General features: G+C 47.1%; 13 protein-coding genes and 1 pseudogene. 8 read left to right on the forward strand and 6 right to left on the reverse strand.

The annotated features are described in order from the left end of the window. From GVI43_RS15265 to GVI43_RS15280, 4 genes are all read right to left on the reverse strand, one after another. On the reverse strand, positions 1–4,125 hold a 4,125-nt coding region (locus GVI43_RS15265; protein WP_211959113.1), incomplete at its 3' end, for an ESPR domain-containing protein. A gap of 128 nt (positions 4,126–4,253) precedes the next feature. After that, positions 4,254–7,034 carry an autotransporter outer membrane beta-barrel domain-containing protein gene (locus GVI43_RS15270; protein WP_159567707.1) on the reverse strand — a complete coding sequence of 927 codons (2,781 nt, stop codon included), beginning with the start codon at positions 7,032–7,034 and terminating at the stop codon, positions 4,254–4,256. Between the two features lie 1,555 nt (positions 7,035–8,589). Beyond that, positions 8,590–10,062 carry a pyridoxal phosphate-dependent decarboxylase family protein gene (locus tag GVI43_RS15275; protein ID WP_425482165.1) on the reverse strand — a complete coding sequence of 491 codons (1,473 nt, stop codon included), beginning with the start codon at positions 10,060–10,062 and terminating at the stop codon, positions 8,590–8,592. Positions 10,063–10,079: 17 nt separating this feature from the next. Continuing rightward, a complete protein-coding gene (locus GVI43_RS15280; protein ID WP_159567716.1) occupies positions 10,080–11,462 on the reverse strand; it encodes a diaminobutyrate--2-oxoglutarate transaminase in 1,383 nt (460 codons plus the stop codon). A gap of 725 nt (positions 11,463–12,187) precedes the next feature. On the opposite strand from GVI43_RS15280, the gene GVI43_RS15285 reads away from it, so the two are divergent. The 3 genes from GVI43_RS15285 (at position 12,188) to GVI43_RS15295 (ending at position 14,669) form a co-directional block, all read left to right on the forward strand. After that, entirely contained in the window at positions 12,188–12,670 is a 483-nt protein-coding gene (locus GVI43_RS15285; protein ID WP_159567709.1) for a ferritin-like domain-containing protein, read from the forward strand. A 92-nt stretch (positions 12,671–12,762) separates the two neighbouring features. Beyond that, positions 12,763–13,431 carry a YetF domain-containing protein gene (locus GVI43_RS15290; RefSeq protein WP_343032125.1) on the forward strand — a complete coding sequence of 223 codons (669 nt, stop codon included), beginning with the start codon at positions 12,763–12,765 and terminating at the stop codon, positions 13,429–13,431. Between the two features lie 302 nt (positions 13,432–13,733). Beyond that, complete coding sequence (locus GVI43_RS15295; protein WP_159567711.1) at positions 13,734–14,669, forward strand: LysR family transcriptional regulator; 936 nt, start codon at positions 13,734–13,736, stop codon at positions 14,667–14,669. A gap of 63 nt (positions 14,670–14,732) precedes the next feature. Here the strand turns inward: GVI43_RS15295 and dcuC are convergent, their stop codons facing one another. Next, positions 14,733–16,217 (reverse strand): C4-dicarboxylate transporter DcuC, encoded by a 1,485-nt coding sequence (gene dcuC / locus GVI43_RS15300; protein ID WP_159567712.1) that lies wholly within the window; start codon positions 16,215–16,217, stop codon positions 14,733–14,735. A gap of 264 nt (positions 16,218–16,481) precedes the next feature. Between dcuC and GVI43_RS15305 the strand changes: the two genes are divergently transcribed. The 3 genes from GVI43_RS15305 to xylB all read left to right on the forward strand — a co-directional run bounded on the left by GVI43_RS15305 (position 16,482) and on the right by xylB (position 20,862). Next, positions 16,482–17,822 carry a class-II fumarase/aspartase family protein gene (locus tag GVI43_RS15305; RefSeq protein WP_159567713.1) on the forward strand — a complete coding sequence of 447 codons (1,341 nt, stop codon included), beginning with the start codon at positions 16,482–16,484 and terminating at the stop codon, positions 17,820–17,822. Positions 17,823–17,952: 130 nt separating this feature from the next. Beyond that, positions 17,953–19,272 (forward strand): xylose isomerase, encoded by a 1,320-nt coding sequence (xylA, locus tag GVI43_RS15310; RefSeq protein ID WP_159567714.1) that lies wholly within the window; start codon positions 17,953–17,955, stop codon positions 19,270–19,272. Between the two features lie 138 nt (positions 19,273–19,410). After that, positions 19,411–20,862 carry a xylulokinase gene (gene xylB, locus GVI43_RS15315; RefSeq protein WP_159567715.1) on the forward strand — a complete coding sequence of 484 codons (1,452 nt, stop codon included), beginning with the start codon at positions 19,411–19,413 and terminating at the stop codon, positions 20,860–20,862. Between the two features lie 173 nt (positions 20,863–21,035). On the opposite strand, the pseudogene GVI43_RS15320 reads toward xylB, so the two are convergent. Continuing rightward, a pseudogene (locus GVI43_RS15320) lies at positions 21,036–21,303 on the reverse strand (phosphoribosylformylglycinamidine synthase subunit PurQ); the annotation flags it as partial. Between GVI43_RS15320 and GVI43_RS16115 the strand changes: the two are divergent. Then, positions 21,285–21,377 (forward strand): hypothetical protein, encoded by a 93-nt coding sequence (locus GVI43_RS16115; protein WP_484478972.1) that lies wholly within the window; start codon positions 21,285–21,287, stop codon positions 21,375–21,377. The pseudogene GVI43_RS15320 and the gene GVI43_RS16115 overlap by 19 nt on opposite strands. Before the next feature lie 487 nt (positions 21,378–21,864). Continuing rightward, positions 21,865–26,092: ESPR domain-containing protein (locus tag GVI43_RS15325; RefSeq protein WP_211959114.1), on the forward strand; the 4,228-nt coding region annotated here is incomplete at its 3' end.

The following is a 26,092-nucleotide window of genomic DNA, read 5'->3' on the forward strand; positions in this document are numbered from 1 at the left end:
GCCGACCCCGTTCAGGTTAATCACCAGCGCGGTTGAATCAGACATATCCAGTTGGGAGGTATTCGCCACCACGCCGCCGGTGGCGGTTTCGAACGCCAGACCGGTACCGCTGCCGGATACGTTGATCGAACCTTGGTTCGTTTGAGCTAACGTTGCCGCGGTACGGATACCTTTGCCGTTGGCCACGTTAATTTGGGTGGTGCCGGTTAACTGCAGGCCGCTAATTTCAGCCTTGTTTTCAACGCCGTTACCGGTCGACGTAACGACCGTCGGGTCTATGGTGCTGTCGGCATTAACGTTGATTTTCGCACCGGCAATCACCAGACCTGTCGCGCCGGTATCGAGCAACACACCGTGCGCCGTACCTTGCCCTTCAACCGTACCTAAACCGCTGCCGACCAGATTGAGCGACGCGTTCTGACCGAGCTTAATCGCCGCTTCACCGCCGGTTGCGACAATGCGGCCACCGGTGCTCTGTACCACAGATCCGGCACCTTCAACATAAACGGCAACGCCGTTGACGCTGATATTGCTGGATTTATTCTCAAACTGACCGTTAATCACCTTCACGCCGGTGTTGCCGGTACCCAGAGTAAAGTCGATATTGCCCTGATTGACCAACAGCCCCTGATTTTGAGTGATAAACCCGATGGCGTTGTTTAAGGTACTGGTGATATTGGATTCATTGGTCAGGGTAGAGCCGGTATTGCTGGTCAGGATGTTACCGGCCAAATCGTATTCGTTGCCGTCAACCACGCCCACTACCGCGCCATTGCCGACTAAACTCACGCTGGTACCCGCCTGTAACGTACCGTTGGCCGCGCCGGTGATATACACACCTTTTGCGCCCGCGCCTAAGATTTGGAAGTTACTGCCCGACGAGGCGACCACCGAGGTTCCGGCACCGGTAGCCCAGATACCGTTAGCATCGTTACCGGAGGTTTTCATCTGCAGCACGCCCGACTGGGTCGCGCCGTCTTCAATGCGGAACAGCGTTGACTGTTTACCGCTGGCGTCCAGTACGGTACCGGCCGCCAGATTAGTCTGAATGCTAGAACCGGTGCCGACGATACGAAAAGCAATCTGGTCGGTCACGCCGGTGGCCTGTGCGGCAAACGTCGGTAATGAGGTACCGGACAGGATAACCTTACCGCCCGCCATCGCCTCAACGCCGACCGCGCCCTGGCCCTGCATATCAATAGAGCCGCCGGTCATATTGACGGTGACGGCGCTGCCCGAAGCCTGAATACCCTTAGTGCGGTTGGCGTTGGTACCGCCTTTTAGCACTAAGTTACCGCTATTATTAATGGTGGTAGCCAAATTCGACGAGCTGGCCACCAGTCCAATACCGCCGTCCTGTAAGGTAATGCTGCCGCTATTGCCACCGACAGAGCCGTCTAATACCTGAATACCGGTGGTGTTTTTGCCGCTAAAGGTAATATTGCCGGAGTTGCTCAGCGTCGCACTGTTACGGGCGATATAGCCGGTGACGTTATCCAGCGATGAATTAAGATTAGCGCCGGCCACCAGAAGGGTGCCGGTACCAAAACCGGCCGCACCGGCGTTGAGTGAACTATTGCTCAGCACGCCGGCAACCGGGGTACCGGAATCAGCACCGGACAGGTCGTGTTTTTGACCGTCGGCAATACCGGCAACCGCCCCCATCCCGGTCAGATTAATGTTGGCATTCGCGGCAATGTTGCCCTGCGCACCGCCTTCCACTAATACGCCGGTGGCATTTTCACCGCTCAGGTTGAGGGTCATGCCGCCGGAGTTAAACGCCGACACGTCAGTGCCGGTTAAGCCGGTGACCATCACCGCAACGGAGTCTTTACCGGACGCGGTGAGTGCCGAACCGGCACCCGTACCGCCGGTAAAGTCGGCACCGTCTTCCATACGGAACAGGGTGGAACGTTCCGTCGACACATCCATGGCACCCGAGCCGGTATTGGTCAGAGAGGCTGAGGGACCATAAACAAAGAAGCCAATCTGATCGGTGCCGGAGACAAACTTCACTTCGCCTGCGCCGTCGATATCAATACTGCCGCCGTCACGGGCATGGACGCCAATGGCGCCATCACCGGCCAGATTCACCGTACCGGTCAGGGTGATGTTACTGCCAGCGTTGTGTGACCACAGGCCATAGTTGCGCAGCCCGGTAGTCGGGTCAGCGCCGCCGGCTACATTAATTACTCCGCTGGACGAGGCTTTACCGCTGCTATAGGCCATCATGCCGATATTGTTAATACCTTCTAAATCAATGGTACCCGCATTATCGACAATAGTACCCGCTGCGGCACTGCTACTCTGAATACCATAATTAACGCCAGGCGTAGCGCTGTAGTGCCCTTTTACGACGATGTTACCGCTATTGACCACGTTCACCGCGGCCGCGGTGCCAACAAGAATCGCCGTACCGTTTTGTACCTTATCACCAATAATCAGCGAGCCTTGGTTATTCACCGTCGCGCCGCCGGCTTGAACCAGAATAAGTCGCCCGGCGTTAGGCTGAGCGACATCAACACCGCCGCGGTCTATTGAGGCAGCGGTGGTATCGGTACTGGCTTCGCGCCCAAAATACATCACACCCGCGGTATCATTGATAAACGAAGCGATACCCGAATCCAATACAATACCATTCAGTGCCGACGCCCCAACCAGCGTCGCATTACCCACGTTATAGGCGCCGTAATTTATGGCTGAGCTGCCGGCGCGCACATAGAGCCCGACGGACGTATAGCCGTACGCGGGGGAGTAGTTCCAGCCGGCGATATTAACGGTACCATTATTGATATAGGTAGAACCCGTACCCTGCACCAAATCATAACCGTTTTCACTACGCGTGCCACTAGTCTGGCCAAAATTACGCACACCGTTGTTAATGGCGTGGCCGCCATTGATGGCGCGTATTCCAGCCTTCACATTGCCACCGTATGTGGTGAGCGTTCCGTTATTGATGACCGTGCCGCCATGGTCCGCCTGCAGGGCAGCGGTACCCATAATTAGCACTATGGCACCCGTGTTGCCGATCTGGGCCAGCGCACCGGCACCGTCAGCCTGCATCAAGACCTGTTCCCCGGTAGGTATATAAAGCGGATCGGTTGATGGAATAGACAGAGGGTCTCTATTTAGTACGTAGGGATTTGTAACGCTGGTGGTCGCTGCACCAACGGCCAAATTGTAGTTAGCCTGTGCCGCAGTGCCACTGCCCAGCTTACCTGCCTGCAATTGAGCGACCAGCCAGCTGTTATAGGCCTTATAGTCGGCCAGATCGTTAACGGTTTGGGTCTGGGGACCATCGGTAGTATTGACCGTAAAGGTCCCGTTATAGCTCATAGTACTAACTGATGCGTTCTGTGGCGCTAAACTCCCATAGGGAACGTTAGACGCAACGCCGGCAAAATACACCGCATTAGCCGAATTCCAGTTAGCCGTGCCGTCGGTCACGTTAATAAACGTAGTATTTTTCACCGAAAAATCACCAATGGCCCCACTGATGTCCACGTTCAGGGTACCGCCGTTGGTCACACTGGCAATTTCGGCATCGATAAACGGCCCGGTACCCGCAGCGGTAGGCCGGTACACATAAAAGCCAAATGCAGCACCGCCCGGAGCGACCTGCATAATGTTAGCATTATCGTAAGTATTGACCGTGTAAGCGCCACCGGTAATCGGGTCAGGCACTGCTACACCAGCGCTTTGCGAACCGTAACTGAGAGTAAACATACCGTTAGGGTCAACCGCACCGGTGACATAGCCAGCGTTATAACCACCGATTAAAGTGTAATAGGTAGCATCAACACCGGCAGAACCGGAAAACGCCGTAGTACCTGACAGATTTACCGTATCGCCGTTAACGCTAATGCTACCGGCCTTATTGTTAAACTCACCGGTTGTAATGGTTGGGTCAATAGTGATATTGGTGGCAAAAACAGCGGGAGCACCTATCAGTAGAGCGCTAATGGCCGCCGTAAGCAGCGATTTTCGCCCCAAAAATACCGGAGGATTTACGCGAACGGCGGCACCCACACTAGCGGTACTTTTGGTTTTACCCCGACTTAATTCAGAGGCAACAACCCACAGGCCTAACGCGCTGTTCCAGATAATCCGATAAACTTTATTCATTTTATTCTTCCATATTGTTTTATAAGATTTCACGATGGAATGAGTAAGCGATTACTCGTTCATCGTGATTTTATTTTCAGCAATAGATTTCCGTCCTATCGCCGTACAAACCGGTTCTCAGTCACAGGTTAAAAGCTATATTTCACGCCAAACATCCCCTGAGTATCGGTATAGCGGTTACCGCCAAATTGCTGTGCAACGTTGGCCCATGTTGATAAACGATTATTGAGTTTTCCTTCGATGCCCAGCTTGAACTCGCCAATGTCTTTTGCTCCACTCTGGCGGTTGTTCACACCGTTCATCGCCACCGCGTAATTCTCGGTATTGTGGATCCAGTTCAGCTCAACAAAGGGCTGAAATTCGCGGTCTTTACCGTCATCGATTTGACTATGACCATTGGCATAGGCGCGCAGGCCTAAACGGGTCATCAGATTATTGTTGGTATCGTCTTTGACTTGGGTACCGTTATTTTCAGTATGGTCATCGGCACTGACCCCCATCCAGATAAGCTGTGCTTTTGGCTGAAGCCAGTAGCTAGTGCGCTCGCTTTGGCCCACTTTAAATGTATATCCACTTTCAACCGATGCAGTGATGCCGTGAGATTGATACTTTTCAGTATGTAAACCATCACCCTTCACTTCGTTATCAAACCAGTTATAAAGAGCCCAGGTATCAACGTAAGCCCCCGTTTTATCTGCATGATTAGCATACCAAGTGCCATACAGGCCGACGCTGTAACCATCAACCTGACCTGTTGAAGAGTAGTGGGTCCGGTTTGAGCGAGTCCAACTGCTGTTCTTGGCATAACCCGCCATCGCACCGGCATGCCAGCGGTCTAGCCCATCGGTACTCCACTGGGCTAAATCCCCGCCTAGCTGCATCACATAGCGATTGCCGGTAGTCTTAAGCTGGCCGCTGCCATCGTTGAAACGGTTATAGCCGCCGATATTGCGCAACCACATACTGGTGACGCGCTTCTCACCGGTTAAGGCATCGGTGTATTGGGTTTCACCCAGCCGATCGTGCAGTCGGGTAATAAATAGAGTATTTGCTGAGGCCAGATTGGCCAGATAGCTACCGGCTTCAGGACGATAGACCGGAGCAGCATCGGTAGGCGTTGGGGCCGGAGTTGGTACAGGAGTCGGCGTTGGTGTCGGTACTGGAGTCGGTGTTGGAGTTGGAGTCGGCGTTGGCACGGGAATTGGCGTGGCCGGTAATTCAGAAATCAGGTACCAGTTATTGGCATTAGCACCGCTAATCGTTGAACCAGAACGAACAAAATAGTCATATGCACCGGCCACAATACGGCCGCTGTTGCCAAAAGTACCGGCTGAAATACCGCCGACCTGAACAATTTCTATACCCAGGGTGGTTAAAGCACCGCGACCACCGATATTGTTAATTCTGACATTGGTATGACCGGAAGTATTACCTGCAACAATCAGTTTATCAGTAGCTGAAACATCGTCTTCCAGCACTGTATTAAGAACCAACGTAGCGCTATTTCCGTTGTAGTTATTATCAATAGTCAGCGTTTTGGGCACAAATGCTGTACCAGCCAGAGGTTCATCATACTTTAGCGTTGAACCATTCAATGTCAGGTTAGACGCTTCTGAGTCACCGGTCATATTCCAGATACTGTTTGCGCCATCAATAGCTAAATTGATCGCGCCCTTCGCATCCGCTACCGCGGCACCTGCTGCATCGGTATAAGAGTAGGTATCTAACGTTGTGGTACCGGTAAAGTTACTATTATCCGTCATGCTCAGATCGATAAGGCCTGACTCAGCAAGTAAATTACCCGTAACGTTATAAATGCCAGAGGTTGAAACTGTGACTTTGGCAGCATTATTAACGATGGTACCGGCTCCATCGTAAAGCTTGTCGTCACTGCCGGTATAATAGTTGGTTTTAGATGAGGAAATAACCGAGCCGTCACCCAGCGTATGCATGGCATAAGCGGTGTCGGGTTGATTTAGCGTGATGGTAGTGTCACCGGTAAGCTCTATTCGCCCACCCATCGCATTAAAATTATTGCCGCTAGTTAACTTTTTCTCTGCCCTGAGTGCATCAGCGCCTGAACCTTCAGTGGAAATATGAATTGAACCGGCATGGCCTTGTAATTGTACAACTCCACCTTTATTGGCATAAACCGCATGGCCGTTATTACCGGTCGTTTTTATTGTTGAGTCAGAACCGATGATGGCAACAGCATTAGTTCCACTGGCGGTACCATTGGTTAAAACACTATCCCGGTTTCCAGCATATACCGCATAGCCGGTGGTATTTGAACCGTTGCCGCCAGGGCCGCCAGCTTCAATTGTTGAATGATTACCGATATAGGCTAAATTATAATAAGGTGCCTGAGAGGTTAAATTGACGCGAAAAGCGGTACCATTTTTAGCCACAATAGAGCTGGATTCGCCGATATATACTCGTCCATAGCCAGCCCCCGTATTCGGGCTTTGTGCAACGTTAACACCATTACTATTACTTCCATTGGCAGTCAGCGTCGTATTCTTGCCGGTAATCACCGTATAAACACCATCGCCAGATGAGGTGCCATTGGTTCTAATCGCATCAACCACACTACCTGATGTAATGACGGTTAAATCATCACCAAAAATAAAAGCAGGGTGAGGACCGTTCATGGCGAAATAAATACCATTAGTATTATTGGTTTCACTTCCGCCTAGTATGGTTTTACTTCCCGAAGTGGTAATAGTGATATTGCTACCACAATTGTTAGATGTAGTGTATGAGCCACCAAATACGGTTGTGTTGCTGATCGTAGCCCCATTCCCGCAGGCCACATTGGCATTAGCGAACGCGACACCATTCATCGATGAAAGCGTGATGCCAATAGATATCGCTAACTCAGTAACGATCTTTCTTTTGAAAAATTTCATATTTATTCCTTTAAAAAAGAGCTCGCACAACGCTCTCAATAATGAAGATGGGCTGACCAATAGAAATAGAACCGTCCAATAAAATGAGCATTAGCCCCATAAAATAAGAAGTTCTTAGCATTTATCACCTAAACATTAGCAATATTTATATTTTAGCGTCAGAACATGCTCTAAAATTGGTTGTATTCTCTAGCTAATTTTAATAGTCAAATAAACACAGCGGCGCTCACCAAAGAATAAAACGGTAAAAGCCAATGAATATGTCGCCAGCCAGATCCGCGTAAATAAAAATCAGTTAGTTATGGAAGAAAACTCTTTTGCATAGGAGTAATTAAAATAGAATTTATCGCCACACTAACGGCATCAAAGGATTTTTTATGAGGAGGAGTGAAATGTATGGAATCGACATTCTCGAATAGAGAAAACGTATTATCAGAGAATAACAAACCCAGATTTTCCAACATTTTTATTACAATTGCTTTTACCTTGCTTTCCATTTCTCACCTCATCCCTAAGTATAAAAGGCCCCCTCGTTGAGGCACTCATTTGTTGACATTTAGGACCATTTTGACAATTTAAGTTTAAAGCATCTAACAACACCAAATTGCCAGTTTAATATGCCGCAATGACTATACTTTAAGGTTAATTTATCTTTAAATGTGGCATGCGGGGAATTTTGAAATCACTCTTTGAAAAATTATTCCGAGGCAAATTATTTCAAATACAACGAGTTGATATATTAATGCATATAAAAATACATCCTATGATTCAAAAGGATGATGAATAAAGCTGGATTTTTATTTTATATTCAGAGAAAATAAAATTAATGGAATATAGTTTATTGACATTTTGGTCCTAAATGTCTGCTATTTTTCACACCTTTTAACTGACATACTTCTACAAACATACCAACACATTCTCTTATATCGCATATGTAATGGAGATCTCGCTGCCACAAATAGTCTTGAATAAATCGGGTATTAATTGTTCTATCCGCTAAAGCAAAATCGCAGGTATGGCAAATGCCAACCAATCGAACATTTCACTTTTTCTTTCAATCTGGGAATAATGTTATAAAATTGTTGCCGCCATAAGCCTAACCCTTTACGACTCTCAGCTAGCTAATCGCGTTCCCTACCAAATATTTTCGGCCCCTATAAATACTTTCTTTTTGGCATAATGTTTCATATATAGTGAAATTAATGCATTACTACCAATGCGCAGACTGTTTTCACTACCGGCTAATCACTAGAGTAAAACGATTCATTAATGATTTTGCACGGTAAAATAAAGAGAAGAAGAGAGTTTATCATTATAAGAAATGTAGATAGGTAGGGTTTACATTACTTCATTAGTATTTTATTCCGTAAAAATAGAATAATTATCTGCTTTTAAAGTAATCTTAAAACTATTGTCAAATACCATATTATGAGTGGTGATTACCCCTTATATCGGTCAAGGTACCAATCAAATCAGCTTAAAAGCGTTCAGATAAATAAAAGCCGATAACGATTTTATCGTTATCGGCTTTTAGTATCAGCGCAAAGCAGGCTAGTTAAGTCGTCAATAACGGCTGTGCGGTAGTCTCGACCAGTGCCAGCAGGACTTTCACGTCGTTCAGGCTGACCGTCGGGTTTAACAATGTAAGCTTCAGGCAGGTGACGCCGTTATGCTCAGTAACGCCAACGTTCGCACGACCAGATTCCAGCAAAGCATCGCCGATCTTCTGGTTAAGCAACGCAACTGCCGCATTGCCAGCCGTTGCCAGTAGCGCAGGGCGGTAGCGGAACAGTACGCTTGCCAGCTGCGGCTGCATGACCAATTCCAGAGACGGCTGCTCAGTCACAAACTGCGCAACCTCTTGAGCCAGCGTCACACCGTGGTCAATAATCGCAGCGTATTGCTTCTGACCTAACGCTTCCAGACTCATCCACAGCTTTAACGCATCAAAACGGCGCGTGGTCTGCAAAGATTTAGATACCAGATTTGGCACGCCCTGAGCTTCATCAAACTCGGAGTTCAGGTAAGCCGCCTGATAGCGCATCAACTCATAGTGGCGAGCTTCTTTTAACAAGAAGGCACCGCAGCTAATAGTCTGGAAGAACTGTTTATGGAAATCCAACGTAATGGAATCCACTAATTCAATGCCGTCCAGATAGTCGCGATATTTCTCTGACAGTAGCAATGCACCGCCCCACGCCGCATCAAGATGCACCCATATCTGATGCTCTGCCGCCAGTGTCGCAATGGCGCGCAACGGATCGATAGCACCCGCGTCGGTGGTACCTGCTGTTGCCACAATCGCTAGGATCTGCTCGCCATTGGCCTGAGCCTGCGCCACTTTCTCCGCCAAATCGTTCACATCCATACGAGCGAACCGATCGGTTTTCACCAGCGTCACTGACTGATAACCCAGACCGAGTAAAGCCATGTTCTTCTGCACCGAGAAATGGGCATTTTCAGAACATAACACTTTAATCTTTCTTAGGTTACCCACCAAACCATCCTGCTGGATAGAGTGCCCTTGGCGAGCAAAGAAGGCATCGCGAGCCAGCATCAGGCCCATTAGATTGCTCTGGGTACCACCGCTGGTGAACACGCCCGCATCACCAGACTGATAACCCACTTGAGTACGCAGCCATTCGATCAGCTTCATCTCAATGATGGTGGCTGATGGGCTTTGGTCCCAAGAGTCCATGCTCTGGTTGGTGGCATTGATCAACACTTCAGCGGCCTGGCTCACCACCAAGCTTGGACAATGTAAATGTGCAACGCACTGCGGATGATGCACCGACAGACTGTCTTTTAAAAAGTATTCAATTGCACGTTCAATCGCGACCTGATTACCCAAGCCTTGAAGATTGAAATCAAGTCGAATGCGTTCACGCAGTTCAGCAACCGTTTTCCCCTGATACATCTCGGGCTGTTGCAGCCACTGCACGACAGCCTGACTACTCTGTTCAATTGCTTGCTGGTAAGCCTCAGTACTTTGTACTGAAGCAGCCAGAATTGGATTTAACTCAGACATTAAGCTCATTCCCTCACTCAGACAGGTTTAAGGCCGGCAGCTAACAGCGCCTGCTCAAACTTATCTAGGAAAATAGCCAATTCATCGTTGGTAATCAGCAGAGAGGGCAGTAGGCGCAGAACGCAACCATGACGACCGCCACGTTCCAAAATCAGCCCAGCTTCGAAGCACTTTTTCTGCAACAGAGCGGACAGCTCACCGTCAGCCGGATAGCAGCCCATGTGATCCTGAGCTTCGTTTGGTTTGACGATCTCAATACCGATCATCAGGCCAAGGCCCCGAACGTGGCCGATAACCGGGTAACGTTTTTGCAGCTCAGCCAGTTGACCTTTCAGCCATTCACCCTGAGCAGCCGTTTTGTCAGCAATATTGTGGTCTTTCAGATGCTGCAAGGTTGTCAGGCCGGTTGCCATCGCCAGTTGGTTACCACGGAAAGTACCGGTGTGGTGGCCAGGCGCCCATGCGTCGAACTGTTTTTTGATACCCAGAACTGCCAGCGGTAAACCACCGCCAACGGCTTTCGACATCACAATGATATCTGGCTCAATACCCGCATGTTCAAAGGCAAACAGTTTGCCGGTACGGCAGAAGCCAGCCTGAACTTCGTCGATAATCAGCAAAATGCCGTGTTCTTGGGTAACTTGACGGATACGTTGCAGCCACTCGGCCGGTGCCGGGTTAACGCCGCCTTCGCCCTGAACCGCTTCAAGGATGACCGCCGCAGGTTTGCGCACGCCACTTTCAACGTCGTTGATCAGGTTTTCGAAGTAATAGGTTAATGCCTTGACGCCAGCGTCACCGCCAATACCCAGCGGGCAGCGGTACTGGTGTGGATAAGGCATAAACTGGACTTCTGGCATCATACCGTTAACGGCCTCTTTCGGCGACAGGTTGCCTGTCACTGCCAGAGCGCCGTGGGTCATGCCGTGATAGCCGCCAGAGAAGCTAATCACGCCAGAACGGCCGGTGTATTTTTTGGCCAACTTGAGTGCGGCTTCAACCGCATCAGCACCGGATGGGCCGGTGAACTGCAGGCAATACTCTTTGCCCTGTCCTGGCAATAAAGAAAGCAGATATTCAGAGAACCGATCTTTCAACGGCGTTGTCAGATCCAGTGTATGCAACGGCAAGCCGCTGGTAATGACATTTTGGATGCTTTGCAGCACATCAGGATGGTTATGTCCAAGAGCCAGCGTTCCCGCACCGGCGAGGCAATCAAGATATTGATTATTTTCAACATCAGTTATCCAGACGCCATTGGCTTTCGCAATGGCTAACGGCAATTTACGGGGATAGCTCCTGACATTCGATTCAAATTCAGCTTGTCTCGCTAAATAGGTTTCATTGTTACCATTTAATGGATTTGCACCTAAATTATCAATACGGACTTTATCCGTCATCATATCTCTCCTACAACTGGGGTTATCGGTAACGCCCGTTGAATAATTAAATTAAAAAAAGTAACTACCGTGAATAAAGCGCGGTCAATATATGGCTTTTTAAGTCTCTACTCAATAAATTATTTTGTTTAGATTTCTTTACAATTCCTAATATTAATCAATATGTTGTTAATTTCATGGCCGATATTACGCACATAACGGCGTTGAGGCGGATTAAGAAAGCACAAATAGCCCCCCGTATTGCAAAATTCGGCAACCGGAACCTGACAACGATGGGAATAGATAGGGTTTTTAGAAGTAGAGACATAAAGCAAAATTCAGCATTTCGGTGTTTACTGTATCAGTCTGAAAAATATGCCATTTAAGATTGCCTCAGTAGTGAGTTTCATACCGCCACAGCGCCCCCAGTGTAAGGGTTTACAAAGATAACCAAGACTAATCACCGTTCAAGCCATCCGCACATGTGAAATTTAATACTTAATTAGTTAAATTTAAAGCAGATATATAAAGTATTCCCCCATATTTGAGAATTTATATCTTTTGGCCTAGGCTTAAAAAGGATTTGTTATGGTACACATCGGTTCATTTCCTCAAGAAAACGTTGAGAGAAATATTATGATGATAAATAAGAAAAAGAGTATTGAAGCGTTACGCTGAATGAAACAAATCATACTGTAAACAGGTAAAAATCGAATAGCCGACCAACATCGATGAGAGGTAATCATATGAGTAACTTACACAACCATTTTATTGACTGGCTACGAAATGCTCATGCAATGGAAGAACAGGCCGAGACCCTATTGGAAGGCATGAAGACGCGGGTAAAGGAATATCCACAGCTCCAAAGCCGGATAATACAGCATATACAAGAAACCAAGCAGCAACAGGCACAGCTCAAAACCTGCATTGAAAGATTAGACTCATCAACCTCAACGCTTAAGGATCTGGCAGGAAAAGCAATTGCCACAGGACAGGTAATGAGCGGCGTTTTCATGGAAGATGAAATAGTGAAAGGAACGATCGGTGCTTACGTATTCGAAAATATGGAAATTGCATCATACATCACGCTTATTGCTGCCGCCGAACTGTTGGGAGATTCTCAAACCAAGCACGTTTTGGAAGGCATTCTCCTACAGGAACAAGAAATGTCCGACTGGCTTTTGGCAAATATGCCCACCATCACTAAAGCCTATCTCAGCCAAAAATAGTCATGCCTCAATTTCGCGGCCCAAAAGGGATGGCCGCACCGTTATTCTTGCCATAACAGAGATTCCTAATGAAAATTTTTGATCTTAATAGAATGTTCATCAATGGGCTCCCCTACTCTTATTTACTGGAAGTCGCTCTCCGGTCTGCAATAACCTTTCTTATTGTTTATCTATTTTTACGGGTAATCGGTCGACGGGGAGTCAAGCAAATGACCCTGTTCGAAGTCGTTATCATTTTGATATTAGGCTCTGCGGCCGGGGATGTAGCCCTGAATGAAGATGCCGCATTTTTACCCGTAGTTATCACGTTCATTGTTATCATCGGGCTGCACCGGCTTTTTACCCTCCTAATTAACAAAAGCTCTCGCCTTCAAAGGCATCTAGAAGGAAAGCCCATTGTATTAATAGAAGACGGACAGCTTCATTGGGAAAATGCAATGAAACAAAGCTTCGCTTTCGAAGAATTTACTATGGAGCTAAGACAAAAAGCAGTAACTCATATCGGACAGGTGAAATTAGCTTTCGTTGAAATAGACGGTAATTTGAGCGTCTATTACTACAAAAATGAAGACGTCAAACCAGGTTTATCTACCTTGCCATTATCAATGATTGATGCCACCACCGAGATAAAAAAACCCGGCATTTATGCGTGTGTAAAATGCAGCCATGTATATAAATTAAAAAAATGCGCTGACTTTATCTGCCCCACGTGTGGCGGCTCAACGTGGTCGAAGGCAAGCATTGATACGCGCGTGCTATAGAATGTTGTCGAAAAGTTATGTATTACCGGAACCTGTAATCAGGCCTCCGTCACAGTACCCATTGACCAGCCTTAATGTTGTGGCCTGATGTGAACTTATAGTCCACAGATCACCCCATCATTTTAATCCTTAGCTTAATCAAGTAAATTATACTGTTTGAAGCACGGCTCATAGATAACTTCAATTAATATTTAACGTACTCATTTATATAGTATAACATGCTAATCTGAAAAATATTTCAGACGTAAAACACAAAAAGTCACCTTGTGTTCTACCAATTATATGAAAATAGGGTTAAGGAAATGGCGAAAAAATCTTCTTGGTCAGGTGGTTGGGCTACATTAAGAGATTTAGAAATAATAAAAACGCTAATCGAAGTGAGAACGGCAACCTTAGCCGCGGAGCTTCTGGGTATTTCTCAACCAGCAATAAGTAGAACATTAAGCTTAATTGAATCAAGATCTGGATGTATTTTATTTAAAAGAGAAAAAGGTAAATTAATACCAAATTCAGACGCATTATCATTATATGAAGAAATTATTAAAATTTCAGATTCTTTTGGAAGATTAACTAATTTTGAATGGAATAAAGAAGAAAAAAAATCTCTGAATATCATTTCCACGCCTACAATTGCATATTGTTTCCTAATGCCTTTAACTGCTCAATACATAAAAGAAAATCCAGATGTAAATATAAAAATTGATATTGTCACAGCATCAAAACTATTAAGTAACTTAAATGAAGGCCGAGCAGATATCGCTCTTGGTGATTCGTCTCTTAATACAGCCAGTATAAACGTCAGCGCATTTCCTTTAAGAAGAGCAAAAATAGTGTGCGCTATGAATCGACTCGATGAATTAGCTAGCAAAGATGTTATTACTCCAGAGGATCTCAATCAGAAAAGAATGATTGTTTTCACTAAAAGAAATATTTCAAGAACAAAACTTGATCGAGTGTTAGACAAGTCAGGTGTGTCTTATAACATAATAGCTGAAGTTTCTGATTCGTACTCTGCATTAGACTTTGTCAGGGCTAATACGGGTGTATGTTTAATGCCATCATTTCCTGTTTCAACGCTCCATGACCCCCAGATTATCTTTAAAGATTTCATGCCTGAAGTGCTAAATGATTCGGCATTCTTTACTCTTTCAAATTTAAATCCTCCACATATACAACGCTATCTTGAATATATTCACCAAAATCAACCTACACCAGATAGATACTCAGAACCACTGTGATCGATAAGGCCTTATTATAATCATAACAAGGCCTTTTACTTTTTAGTTAAGAAATATTGAATGTTATACAATCAAGAAATGAGAAAGTATTAACATTAAAATATATGCACTGCCAAGCTGTAGAGCATTTCTCTTAATTATATCAAATGGGGTCAATCCGACTAATCCTGCGACGGCAATTGTTACACCAGCAATTGGAGAAAAACTACGCCCTAGGCTACCAGAGAAATGCATTGGAATAAGAACTCTGTATACAGAGATCCCTGCTCCTTTAGCCATTTCTGCCGCTAACGGCGCAAAAGCATTGAACGTTGAACCGGTACCAAGGACAACAGAACTAAAAAATACCAGAATACTGAAAGAGAGAACAACGAGAATATGAGTATGAGTTCCGGAAGGAATAAAACTAAATAGTGTTTCAATAAAACCTATTTTTATCATTCCTTGGGCAAGAACTTGAGCACAGAGTAAAATTGAAACGATCATAATAAATGATTGTCCCATTTGGTCAAAAAGGCCCGCTATTTTATCGGCGGCCTTTTTTATATTAAATGTACGAATAAGGTCACAAAAGAATGCAATGAAGAATGAAATGAACATCGCTGTAATAACATCCATTTTAAATCGCAGTGCTTTTGGTAACCATTCTTCAGCCAGACTGGAAAATATAAATAAAAGTATCATGGGGATGATAGGTAGTAGAGCAAATAGATAAGGTACTTTTTCCGCAGAGGCTTGTTGGTACATTAACAAACTATCATCTTGTGATGGTACGGGTTCTTTTTTATCCCAGTAAGCCTGAACAAACATATGCATAACGCCGATGAATATAAAAAGTATCCATACGACCGGGATTTGCTTTTCAACAAAAAAGCTGAACAAATCATAGCCAGTTATTTCGGAAATCAAAATGCTGCCGGTTGCCGATGGGCCATAATCGATACAAACCCCTGACGCAATGACGGCAGCTACAGACGCCTTACTGCACCCAATAGAACGTAGGATCGGGTACAAAGTAGACATCATGAGAAGCGCCAGGCCTGACGGACTTGATATAAATAACGCTAAAAGTTGCATTATTATGTAACACCCGCCCAGCAGCATATACCTTGACTTTAATCTTCCCAAGGGCTTTACACAAATCTCAACCAGTTTCCCAGACGCACCTATATCATTCATATAGCGAGAGAAACCGGCAATGACCATAATAATAAGCCCTAAGCTGGCAATATTTTTACTGAAGACATTTTTTATTTCGACAAATACATCGATGACTTTGGAGCCGGAACTGGTGCCCGTTATTGCGGCATCAGGAAAAAGAAATGCGGCTATTAATAAAAGTACACACCCACCGACTAATACCAGCGCTTGTGCATATATTCTTCGCATTATTCCCATACCAATCAATATAATAACAATGAAAGATACCGCAAGAACAAACGCTTTTTGACCAAAACAAAAATACATAGAAGCTAAAATAATTGGGATGCTGATTATCCATATAAACCAGGATTTTTTAATGTTTTTCATATCAGTAGACTCAGTCATTTTATATCTCACAAAGAGTTAATCATGATTATGTGAAAGAACAAGTGTCATAACTTGATGCTTACAGCCTGATGCATATTATGTTATGAAAGTATAACCATTAACGAATTCCATAAAGCGTGACGCTCTCGATGTTTTTAATAAAAATTATTTTTTATTAATTAAAACAACATTATATATATCATTTCAATTTTGTGATTAAAGTCACTTTATATATCAATATATATATTAATATAACTAAAAATAACTTAAGGCGGATAAATTATGGCTAGCGTAGGAATGTTTGATTCATGTATCACAGGACATTGGTTCAGTCAGAAAGCGAAAGACATCTGGTCTGACTCAAACACAATACAAAGTTGGCTCGACGTAGAAGCGGCATTAGCATTAGCTCAGGCGGAACTGGGGATGATCCCAAAAGCTGCAGCTGACATCATTGCAGAGAAGGCTGACGTTAAACTGTTAGATGCAGATAAAATCTCCGCGGGTATTAAAGAAACCATGCATCCTTTTGTACCCGTCTTGCGTCAATATGAAGCCGTTTGTGGTACTGACGCGGCGTCATATATACATTGGGGCGCAACGACTCAGAATATTTTCGATACCGGGGCTGTATTACAATTAAGAAAAACACACAACATCATTCTGTCAGACCTCGATAATGTTCTTAACGCAATGGCTAAACTCGCAGCCGATACAAAAAATATTCCTCAGGCGGGTAGAACCCATGGTCAACATGCACTGCCGATTACCTTCGGTTTTAAGGTGGCAGGCTGGCGTGCTGAAATTCGTCGACATAAAGCGCGCTTAATACACGCTGCTGAAGATGCTTTCATTGTCACAATGGGAGGAGCCGTTGGTGTTTTTTCAGCTATGGGTGGAAATGGACGGAATGTGCAGGATAAGGTTGCAGAGTTACTGAATCTCAAATCATCGTCGATTCCGGTTAGGTCTTCTTGTGATTCATTAGCCGCTTACATTAATGTTTTTGGCCTGCTGGCCGCTACCGTAGAAAAAATCAGTGAAGAAGTAATTTTCTTACAACGAACCGAAATTGCTGAAGCTGAAGAGAGCTTTCATCATGGCAAAGTAGGCAGTTCTACTATGTCACAAAAGAGGAATCCGCAGCATGCCCAAAATCTAGTGGGCGTATCACAATTGCTGCGTTCAAGAATGATGCTAGGCAATACATCAATGATAAGAATGAATGAAGGGGATGCCGCTGAGAGTAATATTTTAGATGTGTCGTTGCCTGAAGTGTCTATTTTTGCTGTATCTATTGTTGAGGGGCTGTACAAGTTAATTTCAGGCTTAAATGTTTATCCTGAAAATATGAAGAAAAATCTGGATATATCCGGCGGCCTAATCCTTTCTGAAGCAGTGATGATGCAATTAGCCGAACACATTGGCCGTCCTGCGGCACATCACATTCTGTATGAAGCAGCTATGAGTTCAATAGCCAAAAAGCTCACATTTGCCCAGTCAATTCATGATGAACTGAAGAAAGCACATGTTCCTGATACTTTGGATATTAATAAAATTCTGGATCCCTTGCACTACCTTGGTGAATCAGCCGAATGCGTAGATGATGAATTAAAGAAGTAATTTCCAGATAAATTTAGCTAATTAATATTCAATAAATTGCAATTTCCCTATCCCGGAATTGCAATATTATCGATGTAAAACAGATCCAACTAACTAAAAGCTCTAGTCTAATCGCGTAAAGGAAATCACCATGACTCAGTATTTCGATAAACTCGACCGTGTGCGCTATGAAGGCACAGACAGCAATAATCTTCTGGCCTTTCGTCACTACAATCCAGACGAGCTTATTTTGGGTAAACGTATGGAGGAGCACTTACGCTTTGCCGCCTGCTACTGGCATACCTTCTGCTGGAACGGGGCCGATATGTTTGGTGTGGGCTCATTTCAACGCCCATGGCAAGACGCCGGTGATGCTCTAGTCCGCGCCAAAGCGAAAGCTGATGTAGCCTTCGAGTTTTATCATAAACTTAATGTGCCGTTTTATTGCTTCCATGATATTGATGTTTCTCCAGAAGGCAGTTCAATCAAAGAGTATCTAAATAATCTGACTATCATGACCGATGTGCTGGCAGAGAAACAGCAATCCTCCGGCGTTAAGCTGCTATGGGGCACAGCTAATTGCTTCACTAATCCACGCTATAGCGCCGGTGCGGCAACCAATCCGGATCCTGAAGTCTTTGCTTATGCCGCAACGCAGGTTTTTAGCGCGATGAAAGCAACTCAGCGTCTGGGCGGTGAAAACTACGTGCTATGGGGGGGCCGTGAAGGTTATGAAACTTTACTAAATACCGACCTGCGTCAGGAACGTGAACAGCTGGGCCGCTTTATGCAAATGGTGGTGGAACATAAACATAAAATCGGATTTAACGGTACTCTCCTGATTGAGCCTAAACCTCAGGAACCGACTAAACATCAGTATGATTATGATGTGGCAACGGTTTACGGATTCCTTAAGCAGTTCGGTCTGGAAAAAGAAGTCAAAGTTAATATCGAGGCCAACCACGCCACGCTGGCCGGTCACAGCTTCCATCATGAAATAGCGTCTGCAATTGCATTGGGTATTTTAGGTTCGGTTGATGCTAACCGCGGTGACCCGCAGTTAGGCTGGGATACCGATCAGTTCCCGATCGGCGTAGAAGAAAATGCGCTGGTTATGTATGAGATCCTGAAAGCCGGTGGCTTCACTACGGGTGGGTTAAACTTTGATGCTAAAGTCCGCCGCCAAAGCACTGACAAATACGACCTGTTCTATGGCCATATCGGCGCAATGGATACAATGGCTTTATCGTTGAAAGTAGCAGCAAAAATGGTTGAAGACGGTCAGTTAAATCAGAAAGTTGCTGAACGTTACGCAGGCTGGAATGGCAAGCTGGGTCAACAGATTTTGCAGGGCGAAAGCTCGCTGGAATCACTGGCTAGCTATGTTGAAAGCAACGATATTAAGCCGCAGCATCAGAGTGGACGTCAGGAAGTGTTAGAAAATCTGGTCAACCGCTATTTATTTGGTTAAACAGGCCAGTTAAACAGACATATAAAAATATAGCGAACGAACTCCACATCATACTCATCGGAAATTGTTCGCTATTTTATCTATCAAAGTCCCGCTACATCAAAGGCCAGCATTGGCCCGTTCTGGAGGATTTCCCCCATGTATATCGGTATCGATCTCGGTACTTCCGGTGTAAAAGTTATCTTGCTTAGCGAGCAGCAACAGGTCATTGCTACCCATACTCAACCATTATCTATCTCCCGCCCCCAGCCCCTCTGGTCAGAACAAAACCCGCAGGAATGGTGGCAGGCAACGGATGTAGCCATGCATGCCCTCTCTGCACAGCATAACTTGTCTCAGGTTAAAGCTATGGGGCTAACCGGCCAGATGCATGGAGCTACACTACTGGATAAACACCATCAAGTTTTACGCCCGGCGATTTTATGGAATGACGGACGCAGCGGGGCTCAATGTACAGCGCTGGAACGCTTAGTTCCGCAGTCTAGAAGTATCACCGGTAACTTGATGATGCCGGGATTTACTGCCCCGAAACTAAAGTGGCTGGCTGAACATGAACCGAAAATTTTTTGCGCCATAGATAAGGTTCTGTTACCCAAAGATTATTTACGCTTGCTGATTACCGGCAAAGCCGCCAGCGATATGTCAGACGCCGCTGGTACCATGTGGATGAACGTCGCCCAACGAGACTGGAGCGATGAAATGCTCGCAGCCTGCCATCTTAGTCGGGACAATATGCCGGCTTTATTCGAAGGTTCTCAGATTACCGGCAACGTGCGGGCTGACATCGCACAACGCTGGGGCATTGGTCAGATTCCGGTTGCTGCTGGCGGCGGCGATAATGCTGCAGGTGCAGTCGGTATCGGCTTATACCGCACCGGGCAAGCGATGCTTTCGTTGGGAACTTCCGGCGTCTACTTTGCCGTCAGCGACGGCTTTCTGAGTAATCCGGAAAGTGCCGTTCACAGCTTCTGTCACGCGTTGCCCAATACCTGGCACCTAATGTCAGTAATGCTGAGTGCCGCCTCTTGTCTGGACTGGGCCTGTAAGCTGACTAACGTAGCCAGCGTTCCAGAGCTGTTGGCAAACATTGAGCAAAACCCGCCGTCCGATAGCCCCGTTTGGTTTTTGCCTTATCTTTCTGGAGAGCGTACGCCTCATAATAATCCTGACGCTAAAGGAGCATTTTGGGGTTTTACTCACCAGCATAATGCAACTGATTTAGCCCGTGCAGTGCTGGAAGGCGTGAGTTTCGCTCTGGCCGATGGTATGGATGTACTTCATGCCACAGGTCTACAACCGGAGCAAACTGCATTGATTGGTGGTGGTGCACGCAGCCCGTACTGGCGCCAGATGCTGGCAGATATCAGTGGACAAACGCTAGAATACCGCACCGGTGGAGATGTCGGTCCGGCACTTGGCGCAGCAAGGCTGGCTCAGATAGCCGTAAATCCAAACATACCTCTAGCCGAGCTTTGTCCTGAACTACCTCTAGAACAATTACACTCTCCCGTAGCTGAACGTCATCATTACTATCAGGAAAGAAGGGTAATATTCAGACAGCTATATCAACAGCTCCTGCCATTTAGTTAATTATATATCAGGGTTCCTACGGGCTAAACCGGTAGGAACCTCAACAATGTTCAGACTAATTAGCTATTTTTCACCCTCTGACGTCTAATTTAATAACAAGATTTCTGTTGGTTATCACATTTGCTAACAACGTAATTAAGGATTTAAAGATAGGGACAGTACCCAGAACCAGTGCGCGCATTTGACATTATCTGACAGCCGTATACTCCCCTAACCCCAGAGTTTGTGGGTAATGAAAGAAAGTTTCGCATTCGTCGCGTACCGGTAATTTGAACACCATTGATTTCACCCAGCCATTCCCCACGCCTAGTACATCGCTGTAGCAGAAACCACTGCAGTTTAGAAATCATCCAGACCACAATGCCCTGCCAGCAGATCGCTCATGTGCACGTCTATGGCATCGAAACCAGAGCGGTAGTCCGCTGTTTTTTCATCGAAGTGCCGAGCTTAGTCGCCCTTGGTTTGAGCATACGGATGCTGATTTATCAGAACACGAGCGCCAACGCGGCCCTTAGGTCAATCGTGAACCTGCAGAAATAGACAGAGTGACTGCACTAACAAATCTTATGAATGAATCCTCTTGTCTCGCACTAAAGTTAAGGATAAAATCCTTTTTAATTAATTTAAGCGATCTTACATACTGAAATTAGATCGCATTGCAATCTTATCTTCCACTTCACTTTTTGGATAGTAGCTTGAGAATAATTATTATGATTTAGCCTTCACAGAGAGGTTCAGATTAGGTTTGGGCTGTTTTGAATGGAGATTGGGGAGTTGGTGGAGTGGTTTTCTTAAGTTGAGAATCTTTATCTTGAATGAGTGAAATTGATTATAGAACCATTGCGTTATCGGTCTTTTTATTAAAATTCACATTAAATTTATTATCTATAAACCCCTGTTGAATAAGGGGGGTGATGTTCTTTTGGCTATTTAATGGTCGCTAGTAGGGTAAAAAAGAGTAACAGAACGCAGGGATATATTGATTACTAACATGGAGCTTTTATGAATAAAATTTATCGGATTATCTGGAACAGTACATTGGGTCTGTGGGTTGTTGCCTCTGAATTAAGCCGGGGAAAAACCAAAAGTACCGCTAGTGCGGGTGCAGCCGTTCGCGTAAACCCTCCGGTATTTTTGGGGCGAAAATCGCTGCTTACGGCAGCCATTAGCGCCCTGCTGATGGGCTCTGTCGTTGTCTCCGCAAGGGAGATTACCATTGACCCGACGTTTACCGTCGGGGAGTATAACAATAAGGCTGGCAGTATTAGCGTTAACGGCGATACGGTAAATCTGTCAGGTACTACGGCGTTTTCCGGTTCAAGCGCAATAAATGCGACATTTTACCGTCTAATCGATGGCTATAACGCCGGCTATGTCACCGGTGCGGTTGACCCTAGCGGTATGTTTACGCTAGCTTATGGTACGCAAAGCGCTAGCGTAGCAGTGTCTGACCCTATTACCGGGGGCGCCACCACGGTCAATACTTATAATAACGCTGATATCACGCAGACACTTCCGGGAAGTAATTCGTTTGGTTTCTATGTTTATCGACCTACTGCGGCAGGTGCAGGGCCGTTTGTTGATGCCGAAATAGCCAGCGTGACTAACGGCGGTACCTTGAACGTGGACGTCAACGGGACCATTGGCAATAATACGGTTAAAAGTACTACGTTTATTAACGTGACCGACGGCACGGCTAACTGGAATTCGTCTAATACGGTATCTTTTGCTGGCCATTCCTCTAGCGTTACCCCCGGCAGCTTAGCGCCAGAAAACAAATCCATCACCACTCAGTCCTATAATGGAACCTTTACCGTCAATACCGCGGATGGTCCCCAGACTCAAACCGTGAACAGCCTGTCTGACTATCAGAACTATAATAATTGGCTAATCGCTCAACTACAGGCTGGCAAGCTAGGCAGCGGTACCGCCGCCCAGACTAACTACGATGCGGCAATGCGCGCGGCGGTAACCAGCACGACTAATAACTATGTACTACTCAAAGACCCGCTGTCTACTCCATCAACCGATCCGCTTTATATACCTATCGGGGAACAGGTCTTGATGCAGGCTGACGGTGCCGGTGCGCTGGCCCAGATCGGCAGCACGGGCGCCATAGTAATAACATCGGGTACCGCTGCCCTGCAGGCGAACCATGGCGGCACGGTCATCAATAACGGAACGCTCACCACTTACAATGGCAATGTGCAGGCTGGAATACGCGCCATCAATGGCGGCCACGCCATTAACAACGGTGTGCGTAATTTTGGCCAAACTAGTGGCACGCGTAGTGAAAACGGTTATGATTTGGTGCAGGATACGGGTTCCACCTATATCAATAATGGCACCGTTAATCTCGCTGGCTGGAACTATTCGAATATCACAGGAACGACAATACCGGCGCTTTTCGTCCGCAATGGTGCCTCGGCGGTTAATCACGGTACCTACAACATCGGTAACGTCACGGTCACCGGTCCGGCAACACTACGAGGTATCGTGATGGATCAGGGCACTGCCACATTTGTCAATGAGACGAATGGGGTAATGTATCTGGGGCGCGACCGCAGTATTGACCTTACCGCTGCGCCAATTGACCGCGGTGGTGTCGATGTAGCTCAGGTTAACGGTGGTCAGATTATTCGTATTACGGCGGCAGGTGTGGTGGCGAATAATAAAGGCAGCCTGATTATTGGCGATAAGGTGCAAGGCGGTACGGCCATTATGGCTGGCACCTCGGCCGCGGTGAACGTGGTCAATAGCGGTAACATCGTCGTAAAAGGGCACTACAGCGCTACGCCTGGCGTTAATTATGGTATTCAGAGTAGAAGTGCCGCAGCGGGTACTATTGTCGATAATGCGGGTACCATTGATTTAGAAGGTATTAACAATATTGGCATGATGGCCTATAGCGGCGGTAAAGCCTCGTCCAGCGGAGTAATTAATGTAGCCGGTGGCGCTGACCCGACTACCGGGCTGCGCAACTATGGCCTGTGGTCACACAACGCTGGCAGTAAAATCACCCTGACCGGTACGGTGAATCTGGCCGGTGATGGCGCCATTGGTGCTCACGCTCGTGACGGCGGCAGTATCGATATCGGCGGCGCAGGCGAAGTGAAGTTTGTCTCCGGCACTGACCAGATTGGCTTCTTCGTTTACGGCCCGGCAGCCTCTCTGACCAATACCGGTTCGGGTACTATGAATGTTTCTACTGAACGTTCTACCCTGTTCCGTATGGAAGACGGTGCCGACTTTACCGGCGGTACGGGTGCCGGTTCGGCACTCACCGCGTCCGGTAAAGACTCCGTTGCGGTGATGGTCACCGGCTTAACCGGCACTGACGTGTCGGCGTTTAACTCCGGCGGTATGACCATTAACCTGACCGGCGTCGATACCACCGGCGTATTAGTGGAAGGCGGCGCTCAGGGTAAAATTGCCTCTAACGCCACCATTAACTTAAGCAGCGCAGGGGCGGTTGCCGGTATTGCCGATGGGCAAAAGCATGATTTAACCGGCTCTGCCACCGGTACACCGGTTGCCGGCGTGCTGAGCAATAGTTCACTCAACGCCGGTGCGGCCGGTTTTGGTACCGGCACCCTTCTGGTGGCTGGCGCTAATCTCAATTCATCGCTGGATAACGTCACCGGCTATATCGCCCGTAACAGTGCGACGCTGAGCAACTCCGGCAATATTATCTTTAGCGGCAAAAACACCACCGGTATTCAGGTGCTGGACGGCTCTGTTGGCGGCAACAGCGGCAGCATTACCTTACAGGACGGCGGTATTGGACTGGTGGCCAGCTCGTCGAATTTGGCTACCACCATTAATAATAGCGGTAACTTAGTGCTAAAAGGCGGTACCAACGCCAACCGCACTAAGGGTATTCAGGCTTCCGGCAGCGCTGTCACCGTCAATATGACCGGCGGTTCTATTGATATGCAGGGGCAAGGCGCGGTCGGCGTTGAGGCGATGGCGGGCGGTAAGGTTATCCTGTCCGGTACCTCCTTACCGACGTTTGCCGCGCAGGCCACCGGCGTGACCGACCAAATCGCTTTCCGTATCGTCGGCACCGGTTCTAGCATTCAGACTAATCTGGCGGCCGGTACCGTACTGGACGCCAGCGGTAAACAGTCAACCCTGTTCCGCATTGAAGACGGCGCGACCCAGTCGGGCGTGCTGCAGATGAAAACTTCCGGTAACGATGCTAACGGTATCTGGGCCACTGGCGCAGGCACCTCGGTGGTCGCCTCGTCGGGCAGTAACTTCCAAATCTTAGGCGCGGGCGCAAAAGGTGTGTATATCACCGGCGCGGCCAACGGTACGTTACAGGCGGGTACCAGCGTGAGTTTAGTCGGCAATGGCGCGGTAGTGGGCGTGGTTGACGGCAACGAATACGATTTGGCCGGTAACATCCTGACCACCAATACCGGCTCTACCCTGACCAATGAATCCAATATCACCAGTACCTTAAACAACGCCATCGGGTTTATCACTCAAAATCAGGGGCTGTTGGTCAATCAGGGCAACATCACCCTGACGCAGGGTACCGGCAACACCGGCGTGAAGGTGATTAACGGTCAGTTTGACAATAAATCCAGCAATATCAGCGTCAACGGCGTCGCCGTATCGGTGGAAGGTGCAGGCTCAGTCGTGACCAGCACCGGCGGTAATATCATCGCAACCGGCGGCGAAGCGGCGATTAAGCTCGGTCAGAACGCGTCGCTCAATCTGGTCGGCAGCGGTTTAGGTACGGTTGAAGGACAAGGCACCGCACACGGTGTGTTGCTCGATACCGGCGCGACAGGTCTGACAATTGCCGGTGCGAAAATCAACGTCAATGCCGCCGGTGCAACCGGTAACGGCGTTGAAAACAAGGCTGAAATTAGCGGCCTGCAGCTAACCGGCACCACCCAAATTAACGTGGCCAACGGTAAAGGTATCCGTACCGCGGCAACGTTAGCTCAAACCAACAGCGGAACTATCAACGTCAACGGCAGCGGTACCGGTCTGGCGTTTGAAACCGCCACCGGCGGCGTGGTGGCGAATACCTCCCAGCTGGATATGTCTGACTCAACCGCGCTGGTGATTAACCTGAACGGGGCCGGTGGTACCGGTATTCTGGCGAACACCGCCAACGGTGCTACCGTGAAAAGCGGGGCCAGCGTCAACGTTGCTCAGGCTAACGGCGGCTCTGCGCTGGTGGTGAATAACTCGGCGGCATCGGTTATTCAGA

Source organism: Budvicia diplopodorum (assembly GCF_009800925.1).
GTDB classification, from domain to species: domain Bacteria; phylum Pseudomonadota; class Gammaproteobacteria; order Enterobacterales; family Enterobacteriaceae; genus Budvicia; species Budvicia diplopodorum.